General features: G+C 62.2%; 12 protein-coding genes and 1 pseudogene (1 of these 13 cut by a window edge). 8 read left to right on the forward strand and 5 right to left on the reverse strand.

What is annotated here, in order from left to right; all coding sequences use genetic code 11:
* Positions 1-4,293, reverse strand: partial view of a non-ribosomal peptide synthetase gene (locus tag CAF87_RS22090; protein WP_085733048.1) — the start only. 11,976 nt of this gene lie to the left of the window's left edge; only the first 4,293 of its 16,269 coding nucleotides appear in the window; it begins with the start codon at positions 4,291-4,293; its stop codon lies off the left edge, out of view.
* A 185-nt stretch (positions 4,294-4,478) separates the two neighbouring features.
* Positions 4,479-10,889, reverse strand: a complete 6,411-nt coding sequence (locus tag CAF87_RS22095) for a non-ribosomal peptide synthetase (protein ID WP_085733049.1) — start codon at positions 10,887-10,889, stop codon at positions 4,479-4,481.
* A gap of 493 nt (positions 10,890-11,382) precedes the next feature.
* Between CAF87_RS22095 and CAF87_RS22100 the strand changes: the two genes are divergently transcribed.
* From CAF87_RS22100 to CAF87_RS22115, 4 genes are all read left to right on the forward strand, one after another.
* A complete protein-coding gene (locus tag CAF87_RS22100) occupies positions 11,383-12,177 on the forward strand; it encodes a helix-turn-helix transcriptional regulator (protein WP_085733050.1) in 795 nt (264 codons plus the stop codon).
* A 60-nt stretch (positions 12,178-12,237) separates the two neighbouring features.
* Positions 12,238-13,650 (forward strand): efflux transporter outer membrane subunit, encoded by a 1,413-nt coding sequence (locus CAF87_RS22105; protein ID WP_085733051.1) that lies wholly within the window; start codon positions 12,238-12,240, stop codon positions 13,648-13,650.
* A gap of 156 nt (positions 13,651-13,806) precedes the next feature.
* Positions 13,807-14,412 carry an SCO family protein gene (locus CAF87_RS22110; protein ID WP_085708575.1) on the forward strand — a complete coding sequence of 202 codons (606 nt, stop codon included), beginning with the start codon at positions 13,807-13,809 and terminating at the stop codon, positions 14,410-14,412.
* Positions 14,412-14,891, forward strand: a complete 480-nt coding sequence (locus CAF87_RS22115; protein WP_085733052.1) for a copper chaperone PCu(A)C — start codon at positions 14,412-14,414, stop codon at positions 14,889-14,891. The genes CAF87_RS22110 and CAF87_RS22115 overlap by 1 nt, the downstream gene beginning before the upstream one ends.
* An 83-nt stretch (positions 14,892-14,974) precedes the next feature.
* Here the strand turns inward: CAF87_RS22115 and CAF87_RS22120 are convergent, their stop codons facing one another.
* A complete protein-coding gene (locus CAF87_RS22120; protein WP_085733053.1) occupies positions 14,975-15,391 on the reverse strand; it encodes an organic hydroperoxide resistance protein in 417 nt (138 codons plus the stop codon).
* 150 nt (positions 15,392-15,541) lie between these two features.
* Here CAF87_RS22120 and CAF87_RS29560 point away from each other — a divergent pair.
* Positions 15,542-15,743, forward strand: a pseudogene (locus CAF87_RS29560) (hypothetical protein); the annotation flags it as partial.
* A complete protein-coding gene (locus tag CAF87_RS22130; protein ID WP_085733054.1) occupies positions 15,740-15,943 on the forward strand; it encodes a helix-turn-helix transcriptional regulator in 204 nt (67 codons plus the stop codon). The pseudogene CAF87_RS29560 and the gene CAF87_RS22130, both read left to right, overlap by 4 nt.
* 6 nt (positions 15,944-15,949) lie before the next feature.
* Here the strand turns inward: CAF87_RS22130 and CAF87_RS22135 are convergent, their stop codons facing one another.
* The gene (locus tag CAF87_RS22135) at positions 15,950-16,471 is read right to left on the reverse strand and encodes a hypothetical protein (RefSeq protein WP_085733055.1); all 522 of its coding nucleotides are present in this window, start codon (positions 16,469-16,471) and stop codon (positions 15,950-15,952) included.
* 400 nt (positions 16,472-16,871) lie between these two features.
* Between CAF87_RS22135 and CAF87_RS22140 the strand changes: the two genes are divergently transcribed.
* Positions 16,872-19,082, forward strand: coding sequence for an LTA synthase family protein (locus CAF87_RS22140; protein WP_085733056.1), 2,211 nt, complete (start codon positions 16,872-16,874; stop codon positions 19,080-19,082).
* 48 nt (positions 19,083-19,130) lie between these two features.
* On the opposite strand, the gene CAF87_RS22145 is transcribed toward CAF87_RS22140, so the two are convergent.
* Positions 19,131-21,161, reverse strand: coding sequence for a TonB-dependent receptor (locus CAF87_RS22145; RefSeq protein WP_085733057.1), 2,031 nt, complete (start codon positions 21,159-21,161; stop codon positions 19,131-19,133).
* Between the two features lie 359 nt (positions 21,162-21,520).
* Here CAF87_RS22145 and katG point away from each other — a divergent pair, with 359 nt between their 5' ends.
* Positions 21,521-23,794 carry a catalase/peroxidase HPI gene (katG, locus tag CAF87_RS22150; RefSeq protein ID WP_085733058.1) on the forward strand — a complete coding sequence of 758 codons (2,274 nt, stop codon included), beginning with the start codon at positions 21,521-21,523 and terminating at the stop codon, positions 23,792-23,794.
* The last annotated feature ends 43 nt before the right edge of the window (positions 23,795-23,837 follow it).

Below are 23,837 nucleotides of genomic sequence, written 5' to 3' on the forward strand. Positions count from 1 at the left end.
GGAAATCTGCGCCAGGACCTGCGCCCAGGCCTGATGCGCCAGACTCGCCACGCTGATGCCGAGCCGCCGTGCCTGCTCGCGCAGACGCAAGGCCAGCGCGGTGTCCAGCGTAAGTTGGCTGTCGACCACCGCGCTGCCGTCGCCGTGCACGTCCTGCACGCCGAACGCCAGGGTCGGCTCGTCGATGTCGCCGAGCATGTCGCGGAAAAACTCTTCATGCACCTCGACATCCGCGCCGAGTCGGGCCTGTGCGACGTAGTTGCGGTACTGCACCGGGGTCGCCAGTTCGGCGGCGTGACCGTGCAGCACGCTGTTCATCTCGCTCACCAGCACTTCCAGCGCGGTGTGATCGAGCATCAGGTGGTGCATCAGCAGGATGCCGACCCAGCGCTTGTGCTGCGGATCCTCGGTGTAGGCAAAACGCATCATCGGTGCGCGGCCCAGATTCAGACGGTAGTGACGCGGGTCGAAACGCGCCTGCATCTGTTGCAACACGTCACCTTCCAGTGCTTTGTCATCCACCCGCTCAAGCGCCAGTGGCGCCGCACGCCAGACCACTTGCACTGGCTCTTCGAGGCCTTCCCAGACCACGCTGGAGCGCAGGATGTCATGGCGCGCGATCACCACGTTGACGGCACGGACGAACGCCTTGATCGACTTGATCCCGTCAAACACGAACTGCGCCTGCAACACGTAGGGATCACCGGTCGTCGCCGCCATGTGGTGATACAGAATCCCCGCCTGCAAAGGTGCCAGAGCGTAGATGTCCTGCACGTTGGCGACGCCACCGGGGACACTTTCAACGATCCGGTAGATGCCGGCCTGATCGAGTGAGGCCAGAGGCAGCATGTCTGGCGTGATGTATCGGCAATCAGGGGTGATGCGATTGACCGGTACTTGAACGCCGGACGACTCGCCCAGGGTTGCCGCCAGTCCCGCCACGGTTGGCCGGCCGAACAGGACCCGCACGTCGCAGCTCAATTCCTGCTGGCGCATGCGCTCCACCAGTTTCACCGCCAGCAAGGAATGGCCGCCCAGTTCAAAGAAATTGTCGTGTCGACCGACCTGCTCGACGTTCAGCAGGGTCTGCCAGATCTCGGCGATTCGGCATTCCACATCACCGACCGGTGCCTCGTACCTGCGCAGCAACTGGCCGCATTGATCCGGTGCCGGAAAGGCCTTGCGGTCAAGTTTGCCGTTGGGACCAAGGGGCATGGCGTCGAGATGGACGAATGCCGTCGGCACCATGTAATCCGGCAACTGCTCCAGCAGATGGTTGCGCAGTACACCGATGTCCAGCGGCTTACCGCTGTAATACGCCACCAGCCGTGGATCGCCGGCCAAGTCTTCGCGCACCAGCACTTCGGCGGTGAGCACGGTGTCGAGTTGCATCAGCCGCGCCTGGATTTCCCCGAGTTCGATACGCAAGCCGCGAATCTTCACCTGATCGTCGTTGCGACCGAGGTATTCGAGGTTGCCGTCGGCCCGATAGCGGCACAGGTCGCCGGTGCGGTACAGCCGCGCGTTCGGCTGATCGCTGAACGGATCGTCGAGGAAACGCTCGGCAGTGAGCGACGCAAGATTCAGGTATCCACGCGCCACCTGCACGCCACCTATGTACAGCTCGCCGGCCACGCCCAGCGGCAACGGTTGCAACTGCTCATCGAGAATGTACAAACGGGTGTTGCTGACGGGCCGTCCGATTGGCAACAACGCCTCTGGCAGCCGCATCGACGGCTCCAGCGTCCACACCGTACTGTCGACCGTGGTCTCGGTCGGGCCATAAACGTTATGCAAGCGCACCTGCGGCAGACGCTCGCGGACTTTACGGGCCAACGCAGGCGTCAGCTCGCCGCCGCCACAGAACACATCAGTGAGGCTGGTGCACTGGCTGACGTCCTCCACGTCGAGAAACTGTTGCAGCAGCGCCGGAACGAACTGGATCACGCTGATGCGCTGCTCGCGCACCACTTGCGTCAAGTACGCCGGTTCGAAGTGCGCGTCGGGGCGCGCCAGTACCAGACGCAGACCCGATGTCAGCGGCCAGAACAGCTCCCAGACCGAAGCGTCGAAACTGTAAGGAGTTTTCTGCAACAGGGCGCCGTCCGCCACGGGCGGGCACACCTGCGAACTCCAATGAAGCAGATTGCCCAGGCCACGGTGCTCGACCATCACCCCTTTCGGCGTACCGGTGGAACCCGAGGTGTAGATCACGTAGGCCAGGTTCGAAACATTCAGGCCCGGCACCTGAGGGTTTTGATCGGGGTAGTCCTGCCAGTGATCCTGATCGAAATCGAGCAACGGCACGCTACCCGCCTCGAACAGCGCCCGGGTCGCGCCGTGCGCCAGCAGCGCCATCGGAGCACTGTCCTTGAGCATGTAATTCAGACGTTCCGCCGGGTACGCCGGATCCAGCGGCACGTAAGCGCCGCCGGCCTTGAGAATGCCCAGCAGGCCGATCACCAGTTCCGGCCCGCGTTCGACGCAGATCGCCACCGGCGTATCCGGCCCGACACCCAGCTCACGCAACCGGTGAGCCAGGCGATTGGCCCGGGTATTGAGTTCAACATACGTCAGTGATTGGGCATCGGCCTGCAATGCAACGGCCTGCGGCGAACGCTCGACCTGAGCCTCGAACAGGCCATGAACGGTCTGTTGCAGATCGAGCTCGACGCGGCTGTCATTGAAGCCCAGCAACAATTGCTGACGCTCGGCCTCCGGCAAAATCGGCAACTGGTTGATCAGCGTCTGGGGCGATTGCTCCAGGGCATCGAGCAAGGCGTCGAGTGCGGTTTGCACATAGGCGCAGACCCGTTCGGCACCGATGCTGGTCGGGGCGATGGCGGACAACCGGAAACCACTGCCCAGGTCATCGACGCTCAGGGTCAACGGATAGTTGGTCGGTTCCTTGCCACTCAGAACCTGGACGCCGGGGGCCAGTTCGATCACCGCGGCAACATCACCGACAGCGCTGTGACGGTAATTGAGCATGGCGCTGAACAACGGCGTCTGCGCATTCAACGCGCTGCAACGCTGGGCGAGTGCCAGCGAAGCCTGTTCATGGGCGAGCAAGGCGCTCAGCCGTCGGTGCGTGGCGAGCACGCCGTCGTGGACGCTTTGCGCACCGACATCAACCCGCAGCGGCAAGGTGTTGATGAACATGCCCAGCGCCTGCTCACCACCGTCGCCCGCCTCCATGCGCCCCAGCAACACGGTGCCGAACACCACCGAGGTGCGCCCGGACAATTGGCCCAACACCCGCGCCAGTGCCAGGTGCATCAGGCTCGCCACGCTCACGCCCAGTTGCCGTGCCTGCGTGCGCAGTCGCAGGTTCAATTCGTCGCTGAGCGTAAGCTGCGCGTCTTCGAAGTCCTGTCCACCGCCCTGAACATCCTGCAATCCCCAAGGCAATGTCGGCTCGTCGATATCGCCGAGCATCTCGCGGAAGAACGTTTCGTGGGCCTGCTCATCGAGCGCCATGCGCGCCCGCGCCAGGTGATTGCGAAACGGCACCGCAGGCGCGACGTGTTCGCTTTGCCCTTGCAGCCAGGCCTGGATTTCCCGGCGCACCACGTCCAGCGCGACGTGGTCGATGATCATGTGATGGAACAGCAGCAACGCAACGATCCGCCCCTGCGCCGGATCCCGTGCATAGACCAGGCGCAGCAGCGGCGCCTGTTGCAGATCGAGGCGCAGGTGGCGGGCGTCATAACGCGCCTGCAACTGACTGAACACGTCCGTGGACGTGTCGGCTTCCACCTCTTCGCAGACCAGCGGCGCCTGGCGCCAGACCACTTGCACCGGTTCGTCCAGGCGCTCCCAGACAAACGAGGTGCGCAGAATGTCGTGACGATCGATCACCCATTGCAAGGCCTGGGCAAACGCGTCGAGGCGCTCGTGACTGTCGAACGTGAACTGCGCCTGTTGCACATACAGATCGCCTTCGCCAGCCGCGAGGTGCAGATACAGCATGCCCTCCTGCAACGGCGCCAGCGGATAGATGTCCTGCACATTCGCCACGCCACCCGGCACGGTGGCGACGATGCGGTCGATGGCCGGTTGATCCAGTTGCACCAGCGGCAGCATGTCCGGGGTGATGCGCAGCGCCGGGCTCGACCAGTCGCCGCCGTGGCTCGCCACCAGTTCCAGCAACTGCGCCTTGTGTTTGGCGAGGCTGTCCCAAAGCGCGTCGTCCAGCGCCTCGTCGTCGCCCAGAATGACCAGGTCTTCATCGTCCTGTTGAAGGCGGATCGCATGGGTGGAAATAACAGCCATCAGCTCGCGAAATTGCATGGGGGTAACCTGCTGTAAATTCGGGAAAAAGGAGCGCGCAGCGGCGAATCCGTGCGGCCACGCGCAGCCCGGAAAAGCTAAAACATCGGAGCTTGGGTGTCTGACATGGGAAGCGGGGACAAGCCCCGTGACCGGCCAGTCATGGCGTCGATCCGCGGGAACCGCGAATCGACGCCGATGTCGGCTCAGAGCCGGCGTTTGCGGTTGAGCGTCGGTATGGTGGTTTGCGGTACTTCAACCTGTCTGGCCTGCGTCGAAGTCTGGGCCGCCAGCGCGGCCAGAGTCGGCTGGCTGAACAGCGTACGGGCATCGACGTGCAGCCCGGCCTGACGCATACGCGCCACCAGACTGACCGCCAGCAGCGAATGCCCGCCCAGTTCGAAGAAGTGATCGTTGCGCCCGACCTGCTCCAGTTGCAGTACCTCGGCCCAGATCTGCGCCAGCCTGATTTCGACTTCGCCCTCGGGCGCCTCGTAGCGGCGACTGAGCACCGCCTCCGCCCCCGGTGCCGGCAAGGCCTTGCGGTCGACCTTGTCGTTGGGGGTCAGGGGCAATGCATCGAGCTTCACATAAGCGCCCGGCGCCATGTACTCCGGCAAGCGCTCCAACACGTGGGCGCGCAAGCTTTCGATACGTGGCGCGTCGAAGCCTTCACGCACGGTGAAATACGCTACCAGGCGTTCGTCACGCACCAGCACCACGGCTTCACGCACGGCCGGATGCTCGATCAGCCGCGCTTCGATTTCCCCCGGCTCCAGACGCAGGCCGCGCAGCTTGACCTGGAAGTCGTTGCGCCCGAGGAATTCGAGGTTGCCGTCCGCCCGGTAGCGCACCAGATCGCCGGTGCGGTACAGGCGATCACCCGCCACGAACGGGCTGTCGATGAAGCGCTCGGCCTGCATCTGCGGCAGTCCCAGATAACCGCGCGCGACTCCGACCCCGCCGATGTGCAGGTGACCGCTGACCCCGAACGGCACCGGTTGGTCGTGGGCGTCCAGCACATAGAGCCGGGTGTTGCTCAACGCCTTGCCGATTGGCACCACGGCTTCCGGCACCGGTTGATCCGGCTCCAGCGTCCAGCCGGTACTGTCGACCGTGGTTTCGGTCGGGCCGTAAACGTTATGCAGACGCACCCATGGCAGGCGCTCGCGAACGCGCCGGGCCAGTGCGGCAGTCAGTTCACCGCCACCGTTGAGCACGTCGGTCAGGCTGGTGCACTGGCTGACATCGTCCTGCTCGATGAACTGTTGCAGCAGCGCCGGCACGAACTTGACCACGGTGATCTGCCGTTCGCGAATCACCTGGGTCACATAGGCCGAATCGCGGTTGCCGTCGGGACGCGCCAGCACCAGCCGCAGGCCGGAACACAGCGGCCAGAAGATCTCCCACACCGAACTGTCGAAGCTGAACGGAGCCTTCTGCAACAGCGCACCGTGCCCGGTCGGCGGGCTGATCTGCGAACCCCAGTGCACCATGTTGCAGGCGCTTCGATGCTCGATCATCACGCCCTTCGGCGTGCCGGTGGAACCGGAGGTGTAGATCATGTAGGCCAGGTTTGCAGCGCTCAAACCCGGAACTTGCAGATTGTCGGCGGAGGCGTGCTGCCAGGTGCAACGGTCGAAATCGATGACCGGCACACCCGGATCAGCCAGCAGATTGCGGGTGGCCTCGTGCACCAGCACCGCCACCGGCGCGCTGTCTTGCAACATGTAATGCAGGCGTTCCAGCGGATAGTCGGGATCCAGCGGCACATACGCGCCGCCCGCCTTGAGAATGCCGAGCAGGCCGATGATCAGATCCAGGCTGCGCTCGACGCAGATCGCCACCCGAGAGTCGGGCCGCACGCCTTGCTCGCTTAGGTGATGCGCCAAGCGGTTGGCCTGCTCATTCAACTGGCGATACGTCAGCTGTTGTTCACCAGCCTGCAAGGCGATGGCGTCGGGTCGGCGTTGCACCTGCTGCTCGAACAAGGTCTGCAGCGGCTGATCGATCGGGCAATCGACTTCGCTGGCGTTGAACTCGACCAGCAGTTGTTCAAGCTCCGCCGCCGGCAGGATCGGCAAGCGATTGAGCGGCTGTTGCGGCGTTTGCTCCAGGGCATCGACCAGTGCCTGCAACGCGGCTTGCACGTAGTCGCCGATGCGCCGGGCGCCGATGCTGATCAGGGTGCGCGTGGTGATCTGCAAGGCGCTGCCCAGGTCATCGACGCTCAAGGTCAGCGGGTAGTTGGTGCGTTCTTCGTTGTCCAGGGTCTGGATGCCTTGCCAGGCCGGATCCGCCGTCGATTCCTGCACCTCAAGGTCGGTGTGCCGATAGTTGAGCAACGCACTGAACAGCGGTGCCGGTGACGCGACGCCGCTGCAACGCTGGGCCAGCGCCAGTGACGCATGTTCGTGCCCGAGCAAGTCGGTCAGTCGGGCGTGGGTAAGCAACACGGCATCACGCGCGCCTCGGTCCATGTCCACCCGCAAAGGCAAGGTGTTGATGAACACCCCGAGCGCCCGGTCCGCGCCCTCCCCACCCTGCATGCGGCCCATGAATACGCTGCCGAACACCACATGTTCCTGCCCCGAGGTCGCTGCCAGCACCTGCGCCCAGGCCAGGTGAATCAGGCTGGCCACGCTGACGCCTGCCTGCCGTGCTTGCAGGCGCAAGCGGCGGTCAAGTTCAGGCGCAAGCGTTCGCACGGCTTCGTCGATGCCGCGACCGTCGCCCTGCACGTCCTGCAATCCGAACGGCAGGGTCGGCTCGTCGATGTCGGCAAGCATTTCGCGGAAAAACGCTTCATGTTCCTGCTCGCTGACACCGAGCCGGGTCTGGGCCACGTAATTGCGATACGACACCGCTGGCGGCAACGGCTCACTCTGCCCCAACAGGTTGGCGCGCATTTCATGGCGCAGGACTTCCAGGGCGATGTGATCCAGCGCCAGGTGATGGAACAACAGAATCGCCACGATCCGCCCATGGGCCGGATCGCGGGCATACATCAGCCGGATCAGCGGCGCCTGACTGACGTCGATGCGATAACGCCGGGCATCGAAGCGCTCGTGCAACTTCGCGAGGACATCGCCCTCGGCCGGATCAAGGATGACTTCCTGCACCGGCAATTCGGCCTTGCGCCAGACCACTTGCACCGGCGTGGTCAAACCTTCCCAGACCACCGCAGTGCGCAGGATGTCGTGCCGCGCCATGACCTGACGCAGCGCCGCCGCATAGGCCTCGATCCGCTCAACGCTGTCGAATGCCAGCTGCGATTGCAGCAGGTACGGGTCGCCCTGCGCGGCGGTGATGTGGTGATAGAGGATGCCTTCCTGCAACGGCGCCAGTGGATAAATGTCCTGCACGTTAGCCGCCCCGCCCGGCACCGTGGCGATGATACGGTCGAGGGTGATCTGATCCAGTTGCACCAACGGCAAAAGGTCCGGGGTGATCTGCGTGCAACCCGGCGGAATGCGATTGGCCGGCACTTCAACTTCGCGACCACTGCCCACCGACGCGGCGAGCGCCGCAAGCGTCGGCTGGCCGAACAGCACGCGCACGTCGCTGCTCATGCCGAGCTGGCGCATGCGCTCGATCAGGTTGACCGCCAGCAACGAGTGCCCGCCCAGTTCGAAGAAATGATCGTGACGCCCAACCTTTTCGACTTGCAGCACCTCAGCCCAGATCTGCGCCAGCAGGATTTCGACGTCACCTTGCGGGGCTTCGTATTCGCGGCGGATCAACGCCTCCGGCCCCGGCGCCGGCAACGCCTGGCGATCCAGTTTGCCGTTGGCGGTCAGGGGCAACGCCGTCAAGCGCACGTAAGCCGACGGCAGCATCGCGCTCGGCAGACGGGTTTGCAGATGGGCATGCAACTGCGTGATGTCCAGCGGTTGTTTTTCGGTGAACCAGGCCAGCAACTGCCCGTCACGCACCAGCACCACCGCGTCGCGCACCGATTCATGGCTGCTCAACGCCGCTTCGATTTCGCCGGGCTCGATGCGCACGCCACGGATTTTCACCTGATCGTCGTTGCGGCCCAGATACTCGATGCTGCCGTCCGGGCGCCAGCGTGCAAGGTCGCCGGTGCGGTACATCCGCGCGTTGGGCTGGCTGCTGAACGGATCGTCGAGAAAGCGCTCGGCGGTCAATTCCGGACGGTTGAAGTAACCCCGCGCCACCCCGGCACCACCGACGTAGAGCTCACCGCTCACGCCAATCGGCACCGGTCGCTGTCGGTCATCCAGCAGATAGGTCGTGGCATTGCTCACGGGTTTGCCGATGTGCAGCGCCCGGCCCGGTTCGATCCGCCCTGAGGTGGCAACCACGGTGGCCTCGGTCGGGCCGTAGTTGTTGATCACCTCGAACGTTTGCTCGCGATTGAACTGACGCAGGCGATCACCGCCAATCAGCAGGGTGCTCAGGGTCGGGTGTTCGAGGTGGCGGCTGAAGGCGTATTCGGCAATCGGGGTCGGCAGGAAACTCACGTCCAGCGGTTGCGCACGCCACCAGTCAAGCAGCGCGTCGATGTCTTCGCCGCCGTCGCGGGACGGCGCCAGGTGCAGGGTCGCGCCGGCACACAATGCCGGCCAGACTTCCCAGGCCATGGCGTCGAAACCGAAGCCGGCCAGGCTCGAGGTGTGGCGACCCGCGCCCAGGTCGAAAGCCGTGCAATGCCAGTCGACAAGATTCGACAGGGTCCGATGTTCGACCATCACGCCTTTGGGCTGGCCAGTGGAACCAGAGGTGTAGATGACGTAGGCCAGATGCGCGGTGGTCAGGCCCGCGACGTCGGGGTTGAGATCGTTGACCGGCCAGGTACGCGGATCGATGTCGATCACCGGCACATTCAGCACCGGCAGACGTTCGCGCAGATTGCTCTGGGTCAGGACCACGACCGGCGCGCTGTCGCTCAATAAATAGCTCAAACGCTCCGCAGGATGCGCCGGATCGACCGGCACGTAACCGGCGCCGGACTTGAGGATTGCCAACAACGCGACCAGCGTGTCCAGCCCTCGACGGGCGACCAGCGCCACGCGGTCGTCGGGTCGCACGCCGAGTCCGGTCAAGTGATGGGCCAGGGCGTTGGCCCTTCGGTTCAGCTCGGCATAGGTCAGCCGTTGTCCCTGGGATTGGGCTGCCACCGCATCCGGCCGCATCGCCGCTTGCGCTTCGATGCGCTGATGAATGGTCAGCCCGTCGGGGTAATCAGCGCGCGTGTCATTCCACTCTTGCAGCAACGTCGACTCGGCTGGCAGGTTCAGACTGAAATCGCCCACCGCCAGCGAGGTGTCTTCAAGCCCCTGCTCCAACACCCACAGCAATCGGCCGCACAGCGCCGCGATTTCATCCGCGTCAAAGTAGGCCTCGTTGTACACCATGTACAAACTGTCCTCTTCGTCGCCTCGGCTGCTCAACAGGTGCACGGACAGCGGCGTGCCCTCTTCGTGGTTGGACACTTTGACCACCCGCCCCCGCGCCTCTCCGTAGCGGTATTCATGGGCGTCCCGCTCATAGGAGACAGTCACTTCGAACAGCTGTGAACGATCCTCGCGCAGCAGACCCAGCGCGCGATTCATCTCACTCAGGGGAAAACGCTGATGGCGGAAATCCTGCTTCAGTTCATCGCGAACGGCCTTGACCAGCGCTCCGAACGCCAGCTCACGCCCGAACCCCATGCGCACGGCGCTGACCTGGGTAAACAGCCCGAGGGTCGACTTGAAACGTGCGCCGGATCGATTGAGCAACGGCAAGCCCACCACCCATTCATCGCGCTGGCCAATGCGGCTGAAATACACATGCATCGCCGCCAGCAGGAAGTGCAGCGCCGAAGCCCCGTACTCTGCGGCCACCTGCTTCATACGGTCGTGAAGGCGCGCCGGAAAGACCTGCGAAAAAATCCGCGTCGGAACCGTCGCACCAGCAAAACGCTCCTGATAGCGCGGCAACAGCAACGGTTCGGGAAGATGCCGGTATTTGTCCAGCCAGTACGCACGGTCACGCGCATAGCGGGCGGACTCGTAATACCGTGCGTCGTCATGAATGAAGTCGACATAGGACGGCGCCGAATCCGGCGGCCGTTGCCCGAGTGCCAGGGCGTTGTAAATTTCGTCGAGGGACTTGAGCATTTCGCCAAAGCCCCAGCCATCGACAATCAAGTGGTGAGCCTGAAGCGAAAACCAATGGCAGCGATCATCAAGACGGATCAGGCAGAAACGAAACAACGGCCCGCCGTCCAGCGTGAACGGCTGTTCGATGCGCTCCTGAGTCAACCGGCGCGCCGCAGCCTCGGGCTTGGGATGGGCACTGAAGTCATGGAACGGCATCGGCACCGGCATCGATGGCGCAAAACGCTGCAACGGCAGACCGTGCTCACCAGCGCCCAGCAGCAGGCTGGTGCGCAGGGCGTCATGCCGGGCCACGAGGCCTTCAAGGGACGCGTGCATCAACGCAGGATCAAGGACACCGGTCATCTCGACATAACCACCGATGTTGTACACCGGCGAATCCCCCTGACGCAGTTGATCGAGCCAGATGTCACGCTGGGCAGCGGTCAGCGGGAAGGCTTCGGAAATCGCGGACAGACCGTCCGCCGCATCGGCAGCAAATTGGTTCATAAGATCCGTCTCATGTGATTTTGGCGCGTATTCAAGCATCAGCCCCAAAACCCGCATGACACGTGAAACCCGGACAACTCCCCCTTCCTGGTGCTGCCCTGCGGGCTGACAGACCCCGACCAGCCGGCCATCCCTCCAAAAGTTCGGAAAGAAATGGCTGAAAATCCTGTAGGACAATCGCCATCCACCTGCGCTGACTACGACTCCGCAATCATCGGACTTGACGCTCTGAACCCCGATTTTCGGGGTTCTCACGAGACCGCACAGTCACGTCCTACATGGCTGTCACCCTAGGACTGACAGAAACGTGGCGCCATTAATCCGGAAATAGTGGCACTTTGTGTCCCCGTTTTCCCCTACAGACGTAGGACAAATGCATAGGCTTAAATCCCGCTCCAGATCGATTTCAAGGAGAAATGACTGGGTGGTGGCTTCACAGGTGCATGCACGGCAGATGATTCGGCAATGGCTTTAAATCAGGGATGACAAGGATATGAATCTGACCGGCAGTCTTCGCAACATGGAAAACCCGCACTTCTACTGGCAACTGGGCGAGTTGATCGCCAGTACGGGGAATGAACGATTCGCCTCCAACATGTTTCAGTTGGTCGACACCCTGGTGCCGGTCAACCGGGTCGATCTCAGCGAATGGACACTCGACGAGCGCGAGGCCAGCGTGGTCGAGATCAAGGCCTTGGGCAGCGCCGGTTTGCCGGATACTTTCCCGCCTCCGGACCCGCTGCAATGCCAGGACGATCATCCGCTGTTGCAGAAGATGATCGAGATGAATGACTCGCTGCTGATTCAACTCAAAGCCTCGCTGCAGCAACGACACCCGCACCAAAGCGTCCACCAGTGCAATCTGGTGTCACGCACCTCCAACCGCCGCTGTGTCATCTCGTTCTGTCGTCCTCACACGCACCGGGTGTTTTCCCTGCCGGAGCTGTCGTTTCTCAAAAGCCTGTCCGACACCCTGCTGCCGTTGATCGAGCGTCACGCGCAGATCCGTCGGCAAATCATCGCCCGGCAACCGCGCCCACTTCAGGCCGATCAGGAGCAGACACCGTTGCAACAGGTGTTCGACGAGCGCCTGGCACTGGGCGACATCACCCTGTCAGTGCGTGAGAAGGAAGTCTGCCTCGGCCTGCTGACCGGCGGCACCGTGCCGCAGATGGCTGAACGGTTGCGGGTCAAGAACAGCTCGATCGAGACCTACCTCAAACGCGCGGCCGCCAAGCTCGGGGTCAGTGGTCGTCATGGTCTGGCGAAATGGATGGCCGGGGCCTGATCCGGCGTTTTCTCATCACGGGCCTTCGCGCCCACTCCTATATGTGAACGAGGCTGTTTGATGTCCAGGTTGCCGATCTCCCTGCTGTCCATGGCGTTGCTGATGGGCGGTTGCTCGTTGATTCCAGATTACCAGCGCCCGGCGTCACCCAGCGCGGCGCAATATCCCAAAGGCCCCGCCTACCCTGCGCCAACCCAGACCACGACCGCTGTCGAGGACTGGCGCGGGCTGTTCAATGATCCGGCGTTGCAGCAGTTGATTGAAAGCGCACTGGTCAATAACCGTGACCTGCGCGTTGCGGCACTGAACGTCGAAGCATTCCAGGCGCAGTACCGCATTCAGCGCGCCGATCTGCTGCCGGCGGTTTCAGCCAATGCCAATGAGCTGCGCCAACGGGTGCCGGCCAGCGTGACCAAAACCAAAGCGGCGATCACCTCGACCTACTCGGCGAACCTCGGCATCAGCGCCTACGAACTGGATTTTTTCGGCAGGGTCCGCAGCCTCAGCGAACAGGCCTTGATGAGCTGGCTGGCCACCGAAGAAGCCCGGCGTAGCGCGCAATTGAGCCTGGTGGCCAACGTCGCCAATGCCTACCTGACCTGGCGCGCCGATCAGGAGTTGCTGGCCCTGGCCCAGGAAACCCTGGCTGCCGACGAGAAAAGCCTGCACCTGACCACCCGCAACCGCGAGGCCGGAAAATCTTCGGCGCTGGATCAGATCCAGGCGCAGACCAGTGTCGACAGCACCCGCGCCAGCCTCGCCCGCTATCAACGCCAGGTCGCTCAGGACCTTAACAGCCTGACCCTGCTGGTCGGGGCACCGGTTCCGGAAACGCTGCCGGCACGTCCACTGGCCAGTGATCTGGTGGCGCAAGTCCCGGCCGGATTGCCGTCGGATCTGCTGCAACGCCGGCCAGACATTCTTCAGGCCGAATACAAGCTTAAAGCGGCCAACGCCAATATCGGCGCAGCCCGGGCGGCGTTTTTCCCCAGTGTCAGCCTGACCGCCAACGCCGGCACTTCCAGTCGCGACCTGTCGGGTCTGTTCAAGGGTGGCTCCGGTGCCTGGACCTTCCAGCCGCAGATCAACCTGCCGATCTTCAACGCCGGCAGCCTGCGCGCCAGCCTCGATTACGCAAAGTTGCAGAAGGACATCACCGTCGCCGAATACGAAAAGACCATTCAGACCGCCTTCCAGGAAGTCTCCGACGGTCTCGCCGCGCGGGAGACCTATCAGCAACAGCTTCAGGCCCAGCGCGATCTGGTGCAGGCGACCCAGGACTATTACGACATGGCGCAGCACCGCTATCGGACCGGGGTCGATAGCAGCCTGACGTTCCTCGATGCACAGCGTTCGCTGTTCAGTTCGCAGCAAGGTCTGATCTCCGACCGGTTGGCGCAACTGGTGGCGCAAGTGAACCTGTACACCGCACTGGGCGGCAGCTGGAGCCCGGTCGAGCCGTCCTCCCAATAACCGCAGGTCATGTTTTCTTACACCTTTTGTCGCCAGATCTGACATCCGTCGGTGATCAAAAACCGACCTGCCGGTTCATTTTGGTATCATGCGCCGCTTTTACGGTTAACCCCCCGCCTGTCTTGCTGACCGGCGGGCTGCAAAGGGCGGTATTAGATGACGGCTTTGTTGACTCGCCGCAAGGTGCTTGCGGGAATGGGCGTGCTTGGTCTGGGCTTGCTCGCCGGCTGCGACACCCGCGGCCAACTGTCGTACAAGTACGGCAAGGATCTGAGTGACAAGATCCTCGGGCGCACCTTCAAGCTCAAGGACACCGAAGGCAACACCGTGACGCTGTCGAGCTTTCGCGGCCTGATGCCGATGATCTTCTTCGGTTTCACCCAGTGCCCGGCCGTCTGCCCGACGACACTGGCCCGCGCGGCAAAGATCAAGAAACTGATGGGCAAGGATGGCGACATCCTGCAAGTGGTGTTCATCACCCTCGACCCGGAACGCGACACGCCACAAATCCTCGACGCCTACGTCAAGACCTTCGACCCGAGCTTCGTCGCCCTGTACGGCACCCTTGAGGAAACCAAGGCGACCGCCAAGGAATTCGACGTCTTCTACGAAAAAGTCCCTGCCGGCGACACCTACACCCTGTCGCACACGTCCACCAGTTATGTCTACGACACCCGCGGCAACCTGCGCGTGGGTCTGTCCCAATCGCTTTCTGCACAAGAGTGTACGGAAGATTTGCAAACCGTCATGGAGGTCTGCTGATGAACCCTTTTCTGAACAACATCAAACGTGCCGCACTGGGCCTGTCCCTGCTGGGCCTGGCCTTCCAGGTTTCCGCGCAGACCAAGGTCGATGACGCCTGGGTCCGTGCAACCGTGCCAAGCCAGTCGGCCAGCGGCGCGTTCATGACCGTCACCGCCGACAGCGACAGCAAGCTGCTCAGCGTTGCATCGCCAGTGGCCAAGGACGTGCAGATCCACGAAATGACCATGAAGAACGACGTGATGAGCATGGGCCCGGTCAACGCGGTCGACCTGCCGGCCGGCAAGGCTGTGAAGCTCGATCCGAACGGCTACCACGTAATGCTGATGGGCCTGAAGGGGCAACTGAAGGAAGGCGACACCGTGCCGCTGACCCTGACCGTGGAAAACGCCAAGGGCGAGAAGCAAGCCATCGAAGTCCAGGCGCCGGTGCGCTCGCTGACCAACATGGAAGGCCACGATCACAGCAAGATGCATTGATCGCCGGCTGACGGCTTTACGGCTTCAAAAAACAAACGGGGCGGTAAGATCGACGATCATGCCGCCCCGTTTGCATCTGGATGTCAGACCAGTTTCAACTCGACTTCGATATTGTTGCGCGTGGCCTTGGAGTACGGGCACACCTGATGCGCCGCATCCACCAGTTGCTGCGCCGCGCCGCGTTCCATGCCCGGCAGGCTCACATTGAGCCGTGCCTGCAACAGATACCCTCCCGAGTTGGTGCCCAGGTCCACTTCGGCATCCACCGCCAGGTCCGCTGGCAGGCTGATTTTCTGCTGCCCCGCCACCGCTTTCATCGCGCCGATGAAGCATGCCGACCAGCCGGCAGCGAACAGTTGTTCCGGATTGGTCCCACCGCCGTTGGTGCCGGGGGACGACAACTTCACATCGAGAATCCCGTCAGAACTGCGCGACGCACCGTCACGTCCGCCGGTGGTGTGGGTCTTTGCGGTGTAGAGGACTTTTTCGATCTGGCTCATGACGATCTCCTGATAGACAACCTGTCTTCTCGGCGCCCCCTCTTTCAAGGTATGGATACGCCACCCGTTTCGCACAGCCTTGTCACTATAGACGGGGGTTTGCGGACTACAGGTGCAACGGATGTATGGCAGATGGCATCAGAATAGGTACCGATGATTCCGGTCGGGCTGTTCTGCTGGACGGTCGTGCGTGACATGCGCCGCCTCGATGAAATGTACCTGCGGATCCAGTTCGAAGCCTTGGGCTTTGCGTTCGCGGCCTCGGCTTTGTTGACGTTCACTTACGGTTTTCTGGAAACTGTCGGCGCCCCGCACATTCGGCCTGCGTATCGCCCGGCGTCGTTACCAATGAAAAACCGCCTGAAGGAACTGCGCGCCGAGCGCAAGTGGTCGCAGGTGGATCTGGCCGAACGCCTCAACGTTTCGCGCCAGACCATCAATGCGATCGAGAACGAACGCTATGACCCAAGCCTGCCCCTGGCCTTTCAGATTGCCCGAGCGTTCGAAATGCCGATTGAAAGCATTTTCGATGATGGACAAAGCGTCATGTGATCGAATTCAACGATGACGCGCCAACGCATCACGCACGTTCTCCCTGGATAGCTTTGAAGTATTGGTTTGAGAGTGATCTTGCGCTTGAGTGGAGGCTGGCGGCAGTGACTGTCCATTCAACAGCAGCTTCTTGCGCTTGACCACCTGCCGCCACTGGTAACCGAAATAACCCGCGGCCATGAAAAATCCCAGCGTTCCTGAAAACAAACCCACAAAAAACCACAGAAAAAAGGTGATCAGCAACGTCTTCCAGTTGAACACCGACAAGGACTTGCCGGCAGGCGTCTGTTTGTCTTCGATCGGTTCAGGTTCAACATTTGGCACTTGCTGAACGCCATCCAGATCAAAACGCAAGGCGACATCCATACCCGGCATTTGCACCTGGATCTGGTTGCCTTCCACAGACTGGACCCGAATCTCGCCATTGATGATCGAAGCCGAGCTGAAGCTGATGTGGGTTTCGCGGCGGATTTCACCGTTCACCAGCGTCACCACTGTGGGATTGTCACCATTGGCACTTTTACGCATGTCGACTCCTTGAGGGTTCACGCCGGACCACGTGAATAAAGCAGATCCCGAAGGCGCGAATGCTACTGAGTGGCCATCACCCTGTCCATAAAGAGTGGCCTTCATCATGGCGTTCGATGACCAGTGCTTAGCCGTTTCCACCAGACTTCATAGCGTCAGGTATCGCGTGTCAAAGGCGCAATAAACAGCCTGAAACAATTAATCCCCTGTTTCGCTGGGGCCGAAAACGGCCTTCCCTTCCGTTGATACGAACGCAGGTCAAGGCTTCAGGCAATTCGACCAGATCGTATACGCGTTCGCCTGCGGATCAGTCTCGTGTTTAAAAGGGCGATCAGACAGCCCACCCTTGGTATCATCGCGCACACTTTTATGACGGTTTGATGGCTGGAAGGTCTTTTTTGTGAGCGCTCTTTTTCAACGGCTTCGGCATCCCGACGCCCGTCTTCTCTCTTTGATTTTTCTGGTAATGATCGTGCCGGTGTGCCTGCGTGCGGCACTCGGCTGGTCGAGCCTGTTCGGTTATCTTTCGGACCTGGCCATCGGCAGCCTGCTGGTGGTCCTGCTACATCGCCGACCGTGGTGGCTAGGGCTACCAGTGCTGGTGTTCTGGGGTTTGCTGGCGGTGGCGACAGCAGAACTGGTCAGCGCGGTCGGGCGCCTGCCCAATCCCCAGGACCTGCATTACCTGATCGACCCGCAATTCGTCGAGAACTCCACCGGCGGCGGCTTCGCCCATCCAGGAGTGGCCGGTGCATTGCTGCTGGGCGTGTTGCTATGGCTGGCGACGCAGTGGGCAAACCGCGGAACACCTGCCCCGGCCCTGCCCCGCGCTGTGTGGTCGGGACCGGTGTTGCTGTTCGCCGCCCATTGGGGCGCACAGAATCTTTCGCCGAGCGACGCCGACCCATGGCGTCTGTACAACCTGCCGCATCAGTTGCTCGCCGCGCAGGTGGCCGACGCGCAGATGCAGGCCGAAGAATGGCTGGAGGGCGGTAGCGAAATACCTCCACCCTCGATGGCCGGGCTCACCGACCTCGACTTGAACGGCCACTCGTTACTGGCGGCAAAAGGTCAGGCGCGCAACGTGCTGATCGTTGCCGTAGAAGGCATTCCCGGCGCCTACATCCGCGCCAATCGCGAGGCCATCGGCAGCCATTATCAAGAAGACCTGATGCCCAAGCTCAGCCGCTGGGCCGAGCGCGGCATGAACACGCCGGACTACGTGCTGCACACGCACCAGACCATTCGCGGCCTGTACGCCATGCTCTGCGGCGATTACGACAAGTTGAACAACGGCACGCCCAAAGGCGTGGAAATGCTGACCCAGAATGAACGCAACCAGGCCTGCCTGCCGGCCCAACTGCGCCAGCACGGTTTCAGCACTCACTACCTGCAAGGCGCCGGTCTGCGCTTCATGGCCAAAGACAAGATCATGCCGCACATCGGCTTCGATGCGACCCATGGCCTCGAGTGGTTCAGCAACGCCAACTACCTGGAATTCCCGTGGGGCAAGGACGACAAGGCGTTCTTCGAAGGCGCATTGGGTTATGTCGGCCAACTGAAGAAACAGAAAAAGCCGTGGATGCTGACCCTGCTGACCGTCGGCACCCATCAGCCCTACTCCGCGCCGGAAGACTACCTGCAACGCTACGACACACCGAAACAGGCGGCCGTCGGCTATCTGGACGATGCTCTGGACGAGTTCCTCAGCGGCCTCGAACGTCAGGGCGTGCTGAAAGACACGCTGGTGGTGATCACCTCGGACGAATCCCATGGCATCGATGGCGTGCGACTGGCATCGTCCTGGGGGTTCAATCTGACCCTCGCACCGGAACAAGCCCAGTTGCCGCACCTGAACGCCGGGGTCTACGGGCATGTCGATCTGAGCGCGTCGATCCTCGATTACTTTGACCTGCCGGTGCCCGCCGCACTCAGCGGCCGCTCGCTGTTTCGCGACTACGACACCGGGCGCGAAATCATGTCCTTCACCAACGGCAAATTGCGCTACCACGACGGCCACGGCATCCTCACCGAATGCGACATGCCGCGACGCTGCCGCGCCTACGCCAGCGAAGGCTTCATCGCCGAAAGCGCGACGTTCAAGGGCAATGCCAGCGGCCAGAATGCGCGGCAGATTGCGGCCCGCGCCGATGCTCTGGACCTGTCGCTGCTGCGCACTCCGCTGAACCAGCGCTATCAGTTCGGCAGCGACAACATCATCCCGCTGCAAGCGCAGATCAAGGATGACTGGGCCGACAACCTGATCGGCGCGCAGTACCTGGAAATGCCCAAGGGCTCGCACACTCGCGTGCGCCTGACCGTGCGCTCGATGGACCCGCAGCAGGTGGCGTACATCCAGCTCAAGGCCAAGGAGTTCGAACAGGACGTGCAACTGGGCCTGCCGTCGGAAATGGTCGCCACGGCAGACCAGCCGCTGGAAATGGATTTCAGTTTCGACAACCCGCAACCGCGCAAGGCCTTCTCGTTCCATTTGCTGGGTTATGGGCTGGGGGCGGTGGAGGTCACGGATTTCAGCGTGATCACCGAGCTGCCAGGGCAACAGGATCTGCGGGAGGAACTCCCGGAAGACGAAACCGCTCAGTCGAGCTGATGTCGACGCCAGCGTCACGCGGTTCGCGGGACGCTGGCGCAGGGCTGATCAGAAGGTGGTGCGCAATCCCACCTGAATGCTTCGCCCTTCTGCCGGCGCAATGTCGCGCAGGATAGAGCTGGCGTAGCGCACGGTCTGGTTGGTCAGGTTCTCGGCATTGACGAAGGCCAGCCATTTGCTCTGGCCGACGTCGAAGTGATAACCCACATTCGCACCCAGCGTGGTGTAGCCATCGGTGCTGCTTTCATTGTCCGGCACCCGATGCTGCGAACTGGCGTGCTCCACATCGATCCGCGCCTGCCAGCGATCCAGCTCCCACAACAAACCGGTATTCAAGCGCAGCGGCGCGATGCGCGGCAGATCCTGGCCGTTGTCGAGGTTCTTGGCACGGGTGTAGTCGCCCGACAGTTCCAGCGCGAACTTGCCGTAGGCGCTCTCGCCGAGCTGCCAGCGATCCTGAGCTTCAATGCCGCTGAAGCGCGCACGAACACCGGAATAGGCGTATTCGGGAATGCCGGCGGCGTCTTCTTCACCTTCATCATTGAGCGTGCGACCAGTGCCGAGCAGGCCGATGTAATTGGAGAAGTGGCTGTAGAACACGCCGACGCTGCCCTTGTGCGTGCCATTGTCGAAACGCAATGCCAGATCGCTGGAGACGGCTTTCTCCTTCGACAGACCCGCATCCCCGACTTCGAAAGTGCCGGTCGCGACGTGCGCGCCGTTGGCGTACAACTCGTAGAACGTCGGCGCCCGCTCGGTGTAGCCCAGCGTGGCAGCAACCGACCATATCGGCGTCAGCGTATACACCGCTCCGGACGACAGACTGCCAGCGGTGAAACTGCTGGAGCGGTCGGCATTGGCGAAGCGCTCGTTGCCTTTGGCGTCCGGGTCGACCGTGGTGTGTTCCAGACGACCGCCGAGGGTGAACAGTAGGCGATCCGTGGCTTGCAGCTCTTCCAGAACGAACAATGCACCGGCGTTGGTATCGGTGTGCGGCACGAAGGCTTCTTCGCCCAGTGCCGAGAATTCATTACGACTGACCTGCGCGCCGATCACCCCGTTGAACGGCCCCAACGGCTGGTGCCGGGCTTCGACCCGCGCTTCGTAACCCTTGTTCTTGAACGTGGTGCCGACCTCGCCACCCTCGATTTCACGGTGCTGGTAATCGGTGTAGCCGGCGTCGAACTTGACCGAGCTGAACGGCCCTTCGAGGTTGCGTATTTCCGAGGCGAACGCGTAGTGCTCCTGCTGCATGCGAATCCGCACGTCGTCTTCGGCCGGTGAGCCGTAATTGGAGTCGTAGTTGCTGTAAGACAGCCCCGCGTAACCGTCATCCCAAGTGTAGGAACCGCCCACCGCGCCGCCGTCCTGACGACCGTCGCTGTTGGCCAGACGATGCTTGCTGGAATCGCCATCGTCCCCCGCCCGTTCGCGGCTGCTTTTGGCATAGCCGGGGATTTTCAGGTCATTGAACTCGCGGGCGCTGGCGTCCAGGTGAAGGGCGAACTGACCGTTGCCGGCCTCGAGTTTGCCCGCGCTGCTGCGGGTGGTGTCGGCGCCGCCATAGCGCAGCTCGCCGGCGCCGTGGATGCCGTCGATGGCTTCGGTCGGGATGCGGTTGTCGAAGGTGTTGACCACCCCGCCGATGGCGCTGCCGCCGTAGAGCAACGCGGCCGGGCCACGGACGATTTCGATGCGGTCAACGTTGATCGGGTCCAGCGGCACCGCGTGGTCGTAGGACAGCGACGAGGCGTCCAGCGCACCGACGCCGTTGCGCAGAATGCGGATGCGATCGCCGTCCTGTCCGCGAATGATCGGACGACTGGCACCCGGCCCGAAGTAGGAGGACGACACACCCGGCTGCTTGTTCAGGGTTTCGCCCAGGCTGCCCTTCTGCTGGAGCGTCAGGTCATCACCGCTCAACACCGTCGAGGGCGAAGCCAGGGTCTGGCTGCCCAGTGGGTTGGCAGTGATGACTTGGGGTTGCATCTCGAGGGGTTCGGCAGCGAACGCGGGGAATGCGATCAGCAGCGCAGAGGCCAGCAGGCTTGGCGGGAAGGAGGGAAAACGGGCAGACATTTCTAGTATTCCGTAAGGCAGAAAGGAAGGGATCGATGCCGCTGCCACACGGACATGTCAGTGACATCGATCAGATGAAATCATTTTTATGTTATACAATAACATTTCCAATGGCCATCACGATTCTTGCCCGATGTTTACAACAACCGCTCAAGGACGGGTCTTTCAGCACGCGGTATCGCCGCTTGCGCAAACACGTCCTGCGTTTCTTCCGAAAAATCCTGAACAGACAGCGGTAAAAGACTTTGCCTATCAGCCACCAATAGTCGGCCTATTAGCTGACCTGCCCAGTCGGGTCTAGCCTTACTAATCCGAAGTCGGCACGAGCCGGCCGCAGAAGACCTGATAAGGACCCGAACATGGCAAATGAATCGAAATGCCCGTTCAATCACGCCGCCGGCGGTGGCACGACGAACCGCGATTGGTGGCCGAATCAACTGAACCTGAAAATCCTGAGTCAGCACTCGCCCGCCTCCGATCCGCTGGGCAAGGACTTCGACTACGCCAAGGCTTTCAAAAGCCTGGACTTCCAGGCCCTGAAACGCGATCTGACGGCGTTGATGACCGACTCCCAGGACTGGTGGCCTGCGGACTTCGGCCACTACGGCCCGCTCTTCATCCGCATGGCCTGGCACAGCGCCGGCACCTATCGCACCGCTGACGGCCGTGGCGGCGCCGGCTCCGGCCAGCAACGCTTTGCCCCGCTCAACAGCTGGCCGGACAACGTCAGCCTCGACAAGGCCCGACGCCTGCTGTGGCCGATCAAACAGAAATATGGCCGCAATATTTCCTGGGCCGACCTGATCGTTCTCACCGGCAACGTCGCGCTGGAATCCATGGGCTTCAAGACCTTCGGTTTCTCCGGCGGACGGCCCGACGTGTGGGAACCGGACGAAGACGTCTACTGGGGCTCGGAAACCAAATGGCTGGGCGGTGACACCCGTTACGGCAAACACCCCGAAGCCATGCAGGAACCGGGCGACGGCACCCTGGTCGCCGAACCCGACGAGCACGGCCATGAACAGAGTCGCACCAACCAGGGCGAACGCAATCTGGAAAACCCGCTCGCCGCCGTGCAGATGGGTCTGATCTATGTGAACCCGGAAGGTCCCGAGGGCAATCCCGATCCGGTGGCCTCGGCCCGGGACATCCGTGAAACCTTCGGCCGCATGGCGATGAACGACGAAGAAACCGTCGCCCTGATCGCCGGCGGACACGCCTTCGGCAAAACCCACGGTGCCGGCCCGGCCGATAACGTCGGCCCGGAACCGGAAGCCGCCGGTCTCGAAGAACAGGGCCTGGGCTGGAAAAACAGCTTCGGCAGCGGCAAAGGTGCGGACACCATCACCAGCGGCCTGGAAGTGACCTGGACCACCACCCCAACCAAGTGGAGCAACAACTACCTGGAAAACCTGTTCGGTTTCGAGTGGGAACTGACCAAGAGCCCGGCCGGTGCCCATCAATGGAAACCGAAAAACGGCGCGGGGGCAGGCACGATTCCCCATGCTCACGACCCGAACAAACGCATTGACCCGACGATGCTCACCTCTGACCTGGCCCTGCGTTTCGACCCGGCCTACGAGAAGATCTCGCGGCGCTTCCTGGCCAATCCCGATCAACTGGCCGACGCCTTCGCCCGGGCCTGGTACAAACTGATCCACCGGGACATGGGCCCGCTGTCGCGCTATCTCGGCCCGGAAATGCCGCAGGAGGAACTGCTGTGGCAAGACCCGATTCCCGAGGCCAGCCATCCGCTGATCGACGAAAGCGATATCAGGGCGCTGAAAGGCAAAGTACTGGCGTCGGGGCTGTCCGTTTCGGAACTGGTCTCCACCGCCTGGGCCGCTGCCTCGACCTTCCGGGGCTCGGACAAACGTGGCGGCGCCAACGGCGGTCGCCTGCGTCTGGCACCACAACGTTTCTGGCAGGCCAACCAGCCGGAGCAACTGGACAAGGTGCTCAAAGCCCTCGAAAGCATTCAGAACGAGTTCAACGCCGGGGCTTCGGGCAAGAAAGTCTCGCTGGCGGATCTGATCGTGCTGGCCGGCAATGCCGGGGTCGAACAGGCGGCGAAAAACGCCGGCCATTCGGTCACCGTGCCCTTCTCGCCCGGCCGTACCGATGCGACTCAGGAGCAGACCGACGTCGAATCGTTCGGCTTTCTTGAACCGCACACCGACGGCTTCCGCAACTACGCCGCCAGCACCTACCGCGTGCCGGCCGAAGCCTTGCTGATCGACAAGGCGCAACTGCTGACGCTCTCGGCGCCGGAGTTGACCGTGCTGATTGGCGGCCTGCGGGTGCTGGACACCAACGTCGGTAAAACCAAACACGGGGTGTTCACCGACAAACCCGGTTCACTGACCAACGATTTCTTCCGCAACCTGCTGGACATGGGCGTGGAATGGAAGCCGACGTCCAAGGCGGCGGACGAGTTCGAAGGTCGCGACCGCAAGACCGGCAATGTGAAATGGACAGGCACGCGCGTCGATCTGGTGTTCGGTTCCAACGCGATACTGCGGGCGCTGGCCGAGGTGTATGCCAGTTCCGATGCGAAGGAGCAGTTCGTCAACGACTTCGTTGCTGCGTGGGCGAAGGTGATGGATCTGGATCGGTTTGATCTGCGCCAATAAGGGCTTTTCATCCATCCATAAAAAACGCCGCTCATTGAGCGGC

It is taken from the genome of Pseudomonas sp. R38(2017) (genome assembly GCF_002112395.1).
In the GTDB taxonomy this organism is placed as follows: domain Bacteria; phylum Pseudomonadota; class Gammaproteobacteria; order Pseudomonadales; family Pseudomonadaceae; genus Aquipseudomonas.